The organism is Paraburkholderia mimosarum LMG 23256 = NBRC 106338 (assembly GCF_000739815.1).
Taxonomy (GTDB): Bacteria; Pseudomonadota; Gammaproteobacteria; order Burkholderiales; family Burkholderiaceae; genus Paraburkholderia; species Paraburkholderia mimosarum.
This window is the reverse complement of sequence record NZ_BBJJ01000019.1, coordinates 118,608-132,365: the sequence shown is the minus strand read 5'-3', so window position 1 is coordinate 132,365 and position 13,758 is coordinate 118,608. Positions and strand designations below refer to the sequence as shown.

The 13,758-nt window shown below is 62.4% G+C and carries 7 protein-coding genes; 3 read left to right on the top strand and 4 right to left on the bottom strand.

The features are described 5' to 3' along the window. Positions 1–374: 374 nt before the first annotated feature. The gene (locus tag BMI01S_RS16450) at positions 375–1,634 is read right to left on the bottom strand and encodes a GNAT family N-acetyltransferase (RefSeq protein WP_051381504.1); all 1,260 of its coding nucleotides are present in this window, start codon (positions 1,632–1,634) and stop codon (positions 375–377) included. Between the two features lie 2,207 nt (positions 1,635–3,841). Here BMI01S_RS16450 and BMI01S_RS16445 point away from each other — a divergent pair. Then, on the top strand, positions 3,842–4,909 hold the full coding sequence (locus tag BMI01S_RS16445) for a helix-turn-helix domain-containing protein (protein WP_063619617.1): 1,068 nt from the start codon (positions 3,842–3,844) through the stop codon (positions 4,907–4,909). Between the two features lie 116 nt (positions 4,910–5,025). Here BMI01S_RS16445 and BMI01S_RS16440 read toward each other — a convergent pair whose 3' ends face one another. The 3 genes from BMI01S_RS16440 to BMI01S_RS16425 form a co-directional block, all read right to left on the bottom strand. Next, positions 5,026–6,774 (bottom strand): hypothetical protein, encoded by a 1,749-nt coding sequence (locus BMI01S_RS16440; RefSeq protein WP_051381505.1) that lies wholly within the window; start codon positions 6,772–6,774, stop codon positions 5,026–5,028. Positions 6,775–6,804: 30 nt separating this feature from the next. After that, the gene (locus BMI01S_RS38125; RefSeq protein ID WP_154671362.1) at positions 6,805–10,248 is read right to left on the bottom strand and encodes an autotransporter domain-containing protein; all 3,444 of its coding nucleotides are present in this window, start codon (positions 10,246–10,248) and stop codon (positions 6,805–6,807) included. Between the two features lie 236 nt (positions 10,249–10,484). After that, positions 10,485–11,474 carry a helix-turn-helix domain-containing protein gene (locus BMI01S_RS16425; RefSeq protein ID WP_081723524.1) on the bottom strand — a complete coding sequence of 330 codons (990 nt, stop codon included), beginning with the start codon at positions 11,472–11,474 and terminating at the stop codon, positions 10,485–10,487. Positions 11,475–11,977: 503 nt separating this feature from the next. Between BMI01S_RS16425 and BMI01S_RS38120 the strand changes: the two genes are divergently transcribed. Beyond that, entirely contained in the window at positions 11,978–12,754 is a 777-nt protein-coding gene (locus BMI01S_RS38120; protein WP_051381507.1) for a hypothetical protein, read from the top strand. 57 nt (positions 12,755–12,811) lie between these two features. Beyond that, positions 12,812–13,756: an AMP-binding protein gene (locus BMI01S_RS16415; protein WP_028232117.1), complete on the top strand. Its 945-nt coding sequence runs from the start codon at positions 12,812–12,814 to the stop codon at positions 13,754–13,756. Positions 13,757–13,758 lie beyond the last annotated feature (2 nt).

Sequence of the window (13,758 nt, the reverse complement as noted above, 5' to 3'; positions counted from 1 at the left end):
TGGTTCATCGCGAATCAGTCTTCGCTCGGACGGCGCCCGCTTGTGCATTCGATAGGCGCATAAACCGCATCGAGATTCGCAGCGACGGCAAAAGAGCGTACATACCATTGGACTGTTTGAGCGGGAATCATACTGTCCGGGACGCCATAAATCATCCGTTTCGGACAGGACCATGACCCGTTTCGCGGCATAGAATGTACCCTTGCCCACCAAGGAGCGAGCGCCTTTCGTCGTTCAACGTATTGAGGTTTAGGGCCGCAGGCCGATATGATGCGCTGGATGCGGCGCTAACGGCCGCGCATCTTCGTGTGCATGAATGCACGTCGAGGAAGGGCGCGTGCCTTAGGTGATCTCCGGAAATGCGTCAGCAGGGTCTACCAGTGCGTACGGCAAGCCGTACCCCGGCCTTCGTCGCTCTTCGATGTGCCGCGTCGCGCCCGCAGCATCGTGCCGAGGCCGAAAAACCTGTCGTCGGCAAGCGCGATAAGCTTGCGAACGACCCGGCGAAGCTGCTGCGCCGCGAGCGGCAATTCGACCAGCCTTCCGCGTAACGTTAGAATGACGAAATGAGACTCGTACCAGCTCTTCCGGCTTGCCCAGCGCTCCTTGTAGGTGGAAAAGAACGGGCGAAAGTCCACATCGCGGCCGCTTTCGTGCGCCCAGCGCACGATGCTGTCGACGAGCAGATTGCCGACCGAAAACGCGGCGTACGACTCGTCGTAGGTCGTGATGAAGTACTCGATGCAGCGCGGTCCGACCAGGTTGACCGAAGCGGCAACCGGTTTGCCGTTCAGTTTCACAAAGAAGACGAGCGGCGTTGCCACGAGATCGATCCGTCCCGCGACGTCGATGAAAAAGTCGCGCACCCGGTCATCCATGAGAAACGCCGTGCCAAAACCGCGCGCAATAGCCCAGCGACGCTTGTTCGCAAATAGCCAGGTCAGCACCTCGCGGGCGTCATCGGCGTCCTGACACCAGCCGTACTGAACTGCACCGTGATCGGCGAGACGTCTCGCGCGGCGGCGCAGCGACCCACGCAGCGATTCCGGCCGCGTGGCGATAAAGGCGTCGTAGCTAGGGAACGCAGAGAGGCCGATCGAGTAGCTGTCCACGCGACGCCAGCGCTCCGGTATCGCGCGCGTCACCCACGACTGCGGCACATGCGCGAGCGCGGTTGCAAGGGGGCTGTCGCGTTCGACAAAAACCATTTCCAGCACGTCGGCGCCGACGCCGGACAACGCTTCGAGGGCGGCCGAGTAGAGCCCTACATCACCTGGATCGGCGACGATCGGGCCGGCGTACTCCTGGTCGTTCCCGCAGCCGAGCGCGCGTGCAACCCGGTACGCGCCCCGGCGCACGATCATCACCGGACAGAGGGCGACGAGCACTGCGCCGTCGTTCACCAGCGCAACGCTGACGGTCGCCCCCAGCGCGAAGGCGCGGGCCGCAGCGACTTCGCAATAGGTGAAATCGAGGCCCGGCGGACAGCTAGCGGCCAGTGCGTCCCACGCTGGGCGCAGGCGTGCGAAGTCCGCCGCCGACCTGCACACCCTGATGACGTGGTGAATTCGGGTTCCCGCTTCAGCAGGTGCGGTTTCCGGCACGCAGAGGGCTTCGATCGGCGTATCCTGCATGGCAGCCTCCGACAATTCAGTGCGGCCTGAGCATCAAGATGATGCTGAGGGCCTCGCCAATAGCTTCTGGTTAGTATTGCAAAGCGAATTTGATGCGTGCCCCTCCCATGTGGACAAGATAGCTAAAACATGACGTGCGCGAAACGTCCTTGCTTGATTTTGGCGGCGAACGACTTGTGGCTGCTTGACGATCAGGGGCTACCGGATTGCCTGGTGTAGCTGAACTGACGGGCAGGAGTTGCGATGCGTTTTCTGGGTTCCATGTGGAGCTCAATCGCTCGAATGCGGCTTCGTACGGGGACATGGTCCATCTCCAATGGAGTCCAGGTTTCCGTCCTGCCTTTGCGGCTCAGTTTTACATCGGCGCTAGCAGCTCACGATGGATTCCTCCCCACCGCTCATTGACGGAGAGCGCCCGAAAACAGCTTTCGACGATTTCAACAGTCAGATTTTATGGAGACTCGTCGAACTGGTGCTCCTGGCCGCGAGCCGTCCGGCAACTTGCGTGCACGAAGCCGAATGCGAGGGAGGAGGGAGCCCGGCGCACCGCCTCCTTGATACCGTAACGTCGTGCCCGGTACGAACGTCGGCATGATCGTGACTGGATCTGGTGGACTGTCGAGTGCACTCGTCGATCTGGATTAAGATCAGATCCGCGCATATGACGTGCTCCGCCGAACATGTAGGCATTGCGGCGGGTACCGGCGGATCAAGGATTGGCGTATCCGGACTTTCGCGACCGCCCTCGGCAAAGTAAGGGTGAAAGTCGCGAGAGTGACAGCGAACTCACACCGGCCAGCTTGAATTCGAATGTCAGAGGCGCTCTCGCGTAACAACGCTCGCTGTTCAACGCCCATCCGAGAGGCGATCTGACAAGCCGGTTTGCACACTTTCCCGTCATGAGGCACGTCATACGCGCGGATATTGTCGAGACACGGGACTCTTCGGAGTTGCCGCCGTTACGGGTTGTTGTTTCGACTGCGAACCATGTTTCAGCGTCGCGTCGTACTTCGGTCCGAGAAATGCGAAGGGGGCAACAAGCGTACCGGTGCTTATGCCGGTAACAGGCTTGAACTCTGGCCTAAGCCGGAACTGTTCGTTTTCGACATGTTCGCCACACTTGACGGTATCGTTGCGGACCGTGGTGTGCGATAACGCCGGAAGTCCCGTGAGATCCGCGACGTGACCGGCCGCTTCGTCTTTGCAGCGTACTGGCGCTGGCTCGGGATGGGGCCTTCGGGCTGCCGGTGAAACCGTCCATGTCAGTGAAGCGGGAGCGGCGAACGATGCTCATGGTGATCTGCAGAATCCTTCGCGCGCTGATCACAGTTTGTTTGTTTTGCGCTGGCCTCCAGGCACCCGGTGGTTTGAATGCGATTCGTTCTGGCCTCGCGATTCCTGTATCCGGCTTGCACAATAAAGTTGCATTAAATTGACCCACAATAGTGCTTTGGTCATATTCCGCCAACAATGCCTATTTTTCGGACAATGCTCAAACGAGATTGGCCATTCTTCGCTATGCTGCAGCGCAGCAGCACGTAAAATAGGCTTGATGCACGGCTAATAGCGGTTTTCTGATGAATCGCCGTTTGGGTTAGCCGTGGTAGGGCTTTTAGGGGTGAATTGGCTCCGGCGGTGCCCCTTTTTTCAAAATTCTTTTTATTGCATATGCATATCTAATAAAACTCCGATGTCAATCGAATAAATAATTTTCCTCAGTGCGGAATGAGACGTAAAAAATCCTCGGAGTTGCGTAATGGATCAATCGTATTCGGATGCATTCCGGGAGGTAGTGCGGCCACCAGTAAAGACTGTTTAGTTCAATGAAGGGCGATCGGCGCGACGTTCAAGCGAATACATGGAGGGCGTAAATCATGCAGCCTGGTGTGTGTACGTTCGACGACTAAACGGACTTTTCCAGGGCGACTGCCTTAGGGGTGACCGTGTCGCGGGTCGACGAGGAGTCGACGGCGCACGGGAAACCGACCTCGGCCGTAACGCGCTACCTCTGCAGGCCCAAGGCGCGTCTGATGTTCCGTCGATCGAGGCAACAAGGTTGCGTTATGGGTTAACAACCCCTACGAAGTCTTCTTGACACCGTTCCTAAGGGAGGAGAAGGAGGTAGCGTTATTTTCAGGTTCCTCTTGCAGTGCTCGTCGAGTGCACAGCGTACGCGGCGGTTCACCCGCATAACAGGGGTAAATCAGATGGAGCGCCTTTCCAACGTCTTCGGCACGGTGTCTGATCGCGCTTGCGGCCCGCGCAGCGCTCGCACGGTCAGACAGATCGGCATCACGCTGTTCAACGGTTTCGCGCCACAGGAAGCCATCGCAGTCGCGCGTGCATTCGAGGTGGCCAACGCGCTGTCGCGGTCTTCTCGCAGCGATAGCGTGATTTACAACCTGCGGCTGCTTTCCGCGACAGGCGGGGTGATTGCGAGCTCGTCTACGACGGTCATCTGGACCGAGAGTATCGAGGCGTGCTATTACGACGAAGGCTTTTACGCGCTATTTATTGTTGGGGGCGTCGGCGCCCACCACGCGCTTGGCGATAAGCGGCTGGTCGGCTGGTTGCGCCAGGCTGTGCCGCGCTGTCGGCTGACCTTTCCGATCGCAGAGGGACTGCTGCTGCTTGATGCGGCCGGCGGCGCGCCATCGAATCGCGGAGGGCCGTTCAGCCATGGCTCGCGCAATGTGATGCCCCAATCTATCCTGGCGTCCACGTATGCTAGCTTCGTGGGGCCGCTGCGCATGGCGCTCGACGTGATCCAGACCGATCTCGGTGCGGACATCGTCAATCAGATTGCGATGGCCGTCGCTCCCCCCGTCGAGACGCAGTTCGCAGCGATCGTTCACAAGAACGCCGAGCACTTTGTGAGCGAACGTATCCGGGCGTCGGCGCGCTGGATAGTTGCGAATGCAAACCGTCATCTCCTCATGTGCGAGGCGGCACGCGTGGCCTCCATGAGCGAACGCAATTTTTTGAGGCGGTTCAAGATCGAGATAGGTGTGACGCCTTCGGAGTATCTGACGTACGCGCGGCTCGACATGTGCTGTCGCCTGCTCGTCGAAACGAACCTGCCCGTGGACAAGATCGCGGAGCGCTGTGGAATCGGCTGCGGCGGCCGGCTTTCGAAGCTATTGCGCCAACATCTTGCAACTACGCCGACCGCTTATCGCGCCGACGCGCGGCGCATGGCGGCCGAACCGCCGCAGTTCCCGGCGAAGGACGTGGCGCCGCTGCTCGCGCCGCGCATCATGCAGTCGGTCCGTTAGGCGCGCTCGCATGTCGCTGCGCCTTCAAAGGCATGCACCGCTGACCTGAACGGCAAACAAGCAAGCGGGCAAACGGGCAAACGGGCAAACGGGCGGCTCATGCCCGTCTGCGGACCTCAGAAAGTGAATGAAACGCCCGCGAAGATGGAGTAGCGCACGAGGCTACCGAATTCGGTGCTGCTCGGCCCGAACGTCACCGACGGCACGAAGTAGATCAGCCAGTTTTGTCCGACTTCATATTCGACATCGGACAGCAACTGCGTCGAGTGATCGTTGAGGTCATGGATCACGCGCACGGTGAGGCTCACATTGCGCACGAGCTTCGTGTCGACGTATTGGAGAAGCAGATAGTCGCGGCGCGGGTAGGGGTTGGTAGGATCGATGGCGAGCGGAGATATGCATTGCGCGATGTTCTGATGGGTGCAGCCCGCGTTATGGTGGAAGTATTCGCCCGTGATCATCGCGCCGTTCATTAGCGTGTAGGTCGCGCCGGCCAGCACATCGTAGTCAGGGTGCGGGAGTGCCGCATTCGTGGAGAGCGCCGCACTGCCTTCGCTGTAAAGAAGCAGTGCGTCGGAGACATTCCAGCCGGCGAAATATCCGATGCGCCAAGGCGTCGTATCGCGCTTGGAGACGATCAGCGAGAAGTACGCCTTCTCGCCGGTGTAGTCGAGCTTGGTGGCGTAGGCCTTATGGAACGGGCCGCTGGCCTCGCCGCTGGCGTTCAGTCGGCCCGCGCCGGTGTTGGCGATGAACGAGCCCGTGAACGAGGCGTTCGGTATCGCGACAACGCGCGCATAGTCCAGTCCCGGCTGCTCGATCGCCGGATTGTTCTTGCCGTTGTTCTGGTTGAACGGATTCGACGGCGAGAGCAGTTGCGATGGTCCCCATTGCAGATTCTCGCGGCCATAGCTCACGAGCAACTGGTCGGTGACACGATAGCGTGCAATCCATTCGTTGATGTACGCCGTCGCGGTCGTGAGGTCCGTGTCGCCATGGATGCCGTTCTGCACGCGGCTCCAGTCGGCTTCGAATCGCGGCTTGATGCCGAGCTCGAGTCTCCGGAAGTTCAGGCTGAAGTCGGGGCGCAAGGTGAGTTGCGACTGGTATCGCGGGATCGCGAGCGCGTTGTCCGGGTTTAGCGCCGAGTTTACCGGGTCCTGGATAATGCCGTAGCCGAGCACGTTGATGCGCGAATAGAAGCCCGCGATTAACTCCTGTGCGAGCGGTGAGGAGAGCGCGGGCTCGTCGACGCCGGTGGCGGCCGCGGTGGCCAGGCTTTCGGCCCGCGCTCCGGCGGATGAGGCCGCAGGGACCGTTGACAGTGCGTCGGGTCCGGCGGCGAGTGTGCCCGCCCGCGGTGGCGGGGCGGCTTTCTCCGCCGCGGCGCCCGCGGCGTCCGCTGCCATCTCGGCCTCTGGCAATGGCGACAGGGTGAGCGGAATCGGCTTGCCGTCGATTGGGGGCGCCTCGCTGCGGTCGTCGGCGAGTCCCGGCGGCAACTTCGATGCACGCGCATCAACGTCGTCCACATCGTCGGCGTTGTCGCTGTCGTCGGCGTCGAGATCGTTTTTAGCACCATCGCCCGGCGATGTGCCGGTGGCTTCGTGTGCCTTTGCGGGTGTGTCGCCCGCGTAGGCTTCCTGATCTTCCTCGGCGTTGCGAGGCCGCCGCGCCTGGGTGGCGATGGCGTCGGCGCCAGGGTTCGCCTGCGCGAGCCGCGCCACGGCGCTCGGCGGCAGCGCGAGCGCATCGGCCGCCGCTGGCGCAGACCGCGGATCGACGGGATCGGCTAGTGCCGTGCCCGGCGCGGCGAGCGTCACGCCCAGCGCAAGTCCCGAGGCGATAAAAAGCGGTAAGGTCATGACGGTCTCCCAAGCAGTTCAGCCTGCGTCTCAGAACCGGTAATCCACTTTGATGCTGCCAGCCTTGATCGACGCGTTCGCGGTGTGGAGCAGGGTGTCGAAGGCGGCCGATACCCACAACGAGCGCGTCACCCGCATATTCAACGAGATGCCTGCCGTAACGAGGTTGCGTGGCAGCGGTACGCCATTGGCCGTGAACAGCGTCCCGTCCTGCGCGCTCACCGACACTGCCCGATTCGTGGTGCCCGCTTCGTACGCGTAGCCCACATACGCTTCCATGTTCGACGGCGTCGACGCACTGCCGAACGCGTAGCGCAGCGCCAGTTGCGCATACGGCTGCACGCTCTGAATGTTGTCGGTGCCGACCGACAGATTTTGCGCACCCGCTCCCGACTCGCTGAACGCATCGCCGTGGAAGTACGCGAAGCGCAAGCCGGCGCGCGGAATCAGCACGAAGCCGCCAAGCGAGGGCAGGGGCATGCTTGCCTGCGCAGCGGCGGTGACTTCAAGGCCGTTGTGGCTGCCCGACGCGGTGCCCGTTGCGGTGCCGAACGGCCGCTTCTGGTCGATGAAGTCGTAGCCGAGACCGATGGTGGCGGCCAGGTTGACCGGGCCGGTCCACATCGCGCCGTAGGCGGCCCATCGCAGGCTGTCGGCCGTACCCGTGTCGGGCGTGTGCGCTTCGCTTACGTCGACATGGCTGTATGCAAGCGTTCCGCCCACGTCGTAGCGTCCGATGCGGTGGTCGTAGCCAGCGATGAAGCCATACTGGTGCGCCGAGTAGCCCGAGACCCCGCCTTTGTTGTCGGTGCGCGAGTAGTCGCCTGTGGCCTTGATCCACACGTTGTCAGTGCCGGCGATGCAATTTCGCCCCTTGTGGGTGCGGCACAGGTGGCTGAGCCGATCGAGGATCGCCGCGTTCGTCGCCTGGGCGACCTGCGAGACCGCAGAACCCATTGCGGTGAAAATGCTCGTGTCGTTCGGTGTCAGGAGGAGATCCACTTCGTTCGCCTTGTAGGTGACGCTGGGTGTCACATAGCTCAGGTTCGCGCCACTTTGGACGATCGCGAGCGGTGCGCCCGAGAACCTGCCGTCGATGGACGACGCCTTGAGCAGCTTCACACTCCCTGGTCCATAGACGCTGGAAGCGCCGTTGCTGCCTGCGTCGTAGACAACGGCGAGCGTGCCAGCGAGTGTCGCGTTGCCCATCACGTCGAGTTGCGAGGCCGACGTCGGGCTGATCTCCACTTGCAGCGTGGCGTTGGCCGCCTGCTGGTAATCGCCGGCGATCGTCGTCGTGCCGATCGAGCCGCCCGGGCTCACGATCCCGGCGTTGATGACGCTGCCGCCGATCGTGCCGTGCCCGCGCAAGGTGCCGGCCTGGCTCACGACGACGTCTCCCCCGAGCGTGGCCGATGTATGCGCACTGTCGCCGACTTCGAGCGTGCCCGCGACCACCTGCGTCGCGCCGCTGTATGCGTTGCTCGCGCCGTTCAGGATGAGCGTGCCGGTATGGGCATCCACGAGGGTGCCGCTACCTGTGAATGCGCCGCTGTACGTGTAGGTGCCGGCGAGGTTGAACACGATCGTGCCGTCGTTGTGCGTGTTGCCGGCGAGCTTGCCCGATGTGCCGCCCTGGCCGACCATGAGCGTGCCGCCGCTATCGACTGTTGCGCTCACCACTGTGCCAAGCACGTTCTGCTTGCCCCCGCTGTTGACGACGGAGCCGCTGGTCACGCCGCCCGCCATGACGACCTGCAAGCCGCCGTTGTTGATCACGGTGGCGTTCGTGAGCGCGCCGTCATTGACGGCCTGGAATCCGGCGGCGTTGACCATCGTGACGTTGGCGAGGCCGCCGGCATTGACGCTTTGTACGCCGCCGTTGAGCGTTGTGTTGGCTGCGAGGGAGCCGTTCGTCAGATACTGGGCGCCGCCCGGGTTGACCGTCGTACCGATGACCGTGCCGCCCGCGCCGACAGTCTGCATGCCACTGTTGACGGTCGTGGAAACGGCCGTCCCCGCGCTCGCTACGTACTGCACGCCGCCGTTGTTGATGCTGTTGCTGGTGGCGATTCCGCCGCTTGCGACGATCTGTGCCCCGCCGCGGTCGATGGTGTTGCCATTCGCCGCGCCGCCCACTACGTATTGGTGACCGCCACCGCCGACCCACGTTTGCGTGGCCGTGCCCGAAGCCGCCACGTACTGCGCGCCTTGCGCGAGCACCGTATTGCTGGTGGCGAGGCCACCGCTGGTGATGGTCTGCGTGCCGCCATCGACGACGTTGATGGTCGCCGCGCCGCCCGCCACATACTGCTCCCCTCCGCTGGAGACGACTGTGTCGACTACGCCGCCGCCGCTCGTGACGTATTGCACGCCGCCATCGTTGACACTGTTCCGGGTGGCGATACCGCCGCTCGCAACGGTCTGCGTGCCGCCGCTGTTGATCACGGTGCTGACTGCGCTGCCGCCCAGGACTTGCTGCTTGCTGGCGGAATTGACGGAGGTCCCGATGGCCGTGCCACCGGACATGACGCGCTGGACACTATGATCGAGCGTCGTTTCTTTGGCGGTGCCGCGGTAGCCGATGTCCTGCGCGCTGAAGTGGAGTGTGTTGCTTGTCGCGGTGCTTGCGTAGCCAATGAACTGGTAGCTCGCCGTTAGCGCGTTGCTCGTTGCCGTTGCGCCGGCATCGAGGCACTGGACGCCGCCCAGGATCGCGACGTGGCTCGCGGCGCCGCCGTTGTCGATGACCTGCACGCTGCCGATGAGCGAGTTGCGGGTGGCGGAGCTGCCGCTGCCGTTGACGATCTGCACCCCGCCGGCCACATCGTTGTCGAATGTCGTGCCGCCGCCATTCACGAGCTGAACACCGCCAATGATCGTGTTGCGGGTCGCCGTGCCGCCGCTATCGACGAATTGAAGCGCGGCGTCGAGCGTTGCGCTCCGCACCGACCCGCCCGAGCTTACGAGAATCGTGACGCCGTTGGGCGCGGAGGGAATTGCCGAAATACGCAAGGCGCCCGGATCGACGGCGGTGAGCGTGATCGCGCCAGGCTGGGCGATGGCCGGTGCGGCGCCCAGGCCACTGATCACGGTGTCGGTGGCGCTGCCGCCGCTGGCGATGTACTGGACGCCATTGGAGAGCGTTGTCCCGGCCGCCGTTCTCCCATCGACGACAGTCTGTGTTGTTCCAATGGCAGTGCTGCTTGCTCCTTGCTGTTTGGTTGCGCCGTTCACAACGGCCGATATCGCCGTGCCGACGCTCATCACCCACTGGGCCTGGCCTGGACCGGTCGGCACGCCAGCGCCCATCGCTGTCTGCCCCGCGCTGACGACTTTTTGGGCGCCCGCGGTCCCCGGCCAGGTGTGAGCCATGACGCTCGACAGGAGCAGCGCCGTCAGGCGGGAGATCCGCTTCGAGCGCCGGCCAAACCTGTGTACACAGAATCTGCGGCGATAGGTGATGAGTTTCAACGTGGTCTCCCTGCTGATTCCGGACTGACGCGCATTAAACGGAACGGATCTTTGCCGCACTCACCATTCCGTGATAAAGCTATTTCGCATAACGAATCAAATGAGCCGGAGGACGTCGCCGTGAGGCGACACGGCTCGCGCGATCTCGTTATACGCATCGCTATTCCTGGATTGTCCGGACCCATTGCCGTCGAGCGCGTGTCGACATGTGAAGATTTGGCCCGTGGCGCGTCGGCTCAGGCGCCAGCGTTGAGGGTCTCGATCAAGGCGCCCGTTACGGGGCGCTCGCGCGCCAGCGCGCGGTATTCCAGCGGCGAAATAGACAGGTATTTGAGGAAATAGCGGCGTAGCTGGTCGCCATTGAATAGCCCGCAGCGCCTCGCGATCTTGTCGACGGGCAGGTCGGTTTGCACGAGCAGGATCTGCGCATTTTCGAGCCGCACGCGCGCGAGATATTCGCGAGGGGTTTGTCCGACCTCAGTCTTGAAACGTCGCAGGAAATTTCGCTCGCTCATGGAGGCGCGCCGCGCTAGCTCGGAAATCGACACGGCGCCGGAATGATTGCTCTTGATCCACTGGAGCGAGGCTTCGATGCGCTCACTGAGCGCGAATGTCCCGTGGATGTTCGCGGTTCTGGCGCCGTTGGTAGTGGCGGGCAGGTTTGCGCGCAGCATCTCACTGCGGATGCGCACCAGTGTGCCGAAGTCGCGCTCTGCCATCGCGAGCACGCGCTCGGCCGCCGCCATGCCGCACATCTTCTTTTCGGTGCTCCGGCTTGCCGCATCCCTGGAAGGCGGGCGCACCTGGGTAAGCAACGCCTCGGCGTTATTCGACAGGGCGATCAACTCCACGTCGGGGCCGGCCAGTATGAGCCAGTCGATTACACGCGGCTTGAACGTGGTGTTGCCGATTCCAACGAAGATCGCCTTGAACATGCGCGGATCGTAATCTTCGATACTCTCGGTGAGGAGCCGGATCGACGACGCACAGGCGATACTGCCTTTTTCCGCGGAAAGTACGCAAACATGATAGCGATGCGCGGCTTCGTCCGACCATGACAGTGCCTCGTTGACAAGCTGCCACGTTTCCGCCACCCAGGCCGCTTCGCTGAGCCGACATGCATCGAGAATGAGTATCGCGATGCGGCTCATTGTGTAGGCGGCGGACGGAGTGGCTGTCTCTAGTTGCGAGCTGCGCCCCGTCGTGTCGAAGTATCTCAGGCTCATCGCGGTCTCCCATTGAGGCGCGCAATCTTGTTATCCGCTGCGTTGCATCATACTGGCCACGTTTTTGGGGATCGCGACTTCGTCGGAAAGAATGGTTTTTTTGGCGGAATCTCACATCAAGGACAAAAGCCGCCGGAAGCAGCCGGGATCGCTTGAATCTCTCGCTGGACAAATCATGGCATCAGCGAAGCCGGTGACCGGATTTCAGCGCGTGCTGACTTTTGAAACTATCGATATGCCATGCGGAAATCGCGTCTGAAACTTTAGTGAATATGGCGGATGCAGGCGCATCGATCCAATAATATCCAGTACACCGATTCCCCACGGACAGGCAGGCGAATGCAGATGGCATCGCGATCAGAGGGGCCCGGATAAAACGTCCATCGCAGTGTAACTGGGAGGGCATTCGCACCGGAAGGGCAAGGACGCGCGGCGAAAGGCAACGGGAGCAGGGCGGCAATGCGCGGAGAATGTGTCCATTAATTAATTAGGATGGTTTAGCAATGAGCGAGAGCCAGCTTGTCATCATGAAAATGCGCGACACGTTTAGCCAGATCGAATACACGGGAAGTGTCGAAGATTGCCTGAGCGAGCTGGCGGTGAAAGCCGGGGAAGTGCTTGATGCAGCGTGCGCGATCGTCATGCTAAGCGAATCGCAGGTGCAGGAGATTGGGTTACGGCCCGGCACGGATTTCGGCGACGTGCTGGAGGGTCGCGTCGACGAAGCGAAGCCGAACGACTGCGGGACGCCGGGCGCATCGTGCGATGCAGTGCTGCCCGCAGCCCTGAGTGCTCCTTCGCTGGCGAGCATGCGCATGTTCTCCGCGATCGAGATGCAAGGCAAGGTGATCGGCGTGATCCGCGCGCATCAGCGGCTGCCGGCGCGCTGCTTCGATGCGAACGATCTGCAGCTCTTCGGTCTGCTGTCCCTCGTCATCACGCGATCGATCCAGGTGATCCAGATGCAGCACATCCTCAAGTCTCGATTCGCGCAACTGGCGCTGACGCGCAGCACCCAGAAGACGATCGGCGAAATCGTCGTCGAGTCGGCGCAGTCGCCAAACCAGATGGCGCGCATCCTCGCGAAGTCGTTCTATCGCGAAATGATCAGTGCGGGTTTTAGCTTCAATCAGATCGTCTATGCGGCGGGCGAGGTCATCTCGGAGCTGACCGACAACATGCGCAAGCACAAGAACGCGTACCGGCGCCGCATGGCGAAGACGAGTGCGCCGGAGCTGGAGGGGCGCGCTGGCCCCGTGGCGCCGGTCGATGCCATTTGACGGTCGCACGCAAGGCAGGGTTGCGGCGCCGGACCGTCGCACGTAAGGGGAATGGCCATGGATGTGAGAGCGGACGTTGACAGGTGGCTCACGGAGCATCACGTCGTGATGAATGGCGATGCGCTGATGTGCCGTGTGCCGCATAGCGCACGCGACTGGACGATGCTTGAAGAGATCATTCTGCATCCCGTACAGAACGGCACCCCGATACGCGAGCCGCAGCGAGATTCCGCGGCACGTCGTGCGCTCACGCTCGCGCACTTCGCGCCAGAACCCATCCAGCGGCGTTTCGAAGTCTGCGCGCAGCTCAATCCGGGCGCACGCGCAGTGAAGTTCGGTGAAGACGAATTGACCTACGGCGAGCTCGACAGCCAGGCCGACGGCCTCGCCGCCATCCTTCAGGAACAGGGCCTGGCCCCGCGCGAGGTATGCGCAGTGCTGATGCCGGAGTCTCTTGCGATGGTGCGCGCGATCCTCGCCGTGCTCAAGGCCGGCGGGGCATGCCTGATGCTCGATCCCGCCAGGGTGGATGCGCGCCTCGCCGCTGTGCTGAGGGCGTCGGGTGCGAGAACTGTGATCACGCAACGCGCGCAGCTGCAGTGCTTCGAGGACGTGGGTGCAAACGTGGTGTGCTGCGACGCCGATACCGGCCCATGCCACGCGAACTGGCCGACCGACTGCGCGGCCGATGGCGTATCGCCGGCCTGCGCGGTGTGCCGCGAGTCCGAGGGCGATGCGCCGACCATTGTGTTTCAGCAGCACGTCGACGTTCTCGACCGGCTGGAGTCGATGCAGGCGATTGCGCCGATCGGGCAGGGCGACTCGCTACTGCAAGGCGCCGAACATCCGCTCGATGAGGCCGTCTGGCAAACGTTGTGGCCGCTCACGCATGGCGCGCGGCTCGTGATTCTGCCGCAGCGAGAAAGGATGGATCTCGAGCGCGTGCGCCGGCTCATCGAGCAGGAACACATCACCGTCATGCACGTCAACTTCCGTGGATAGGG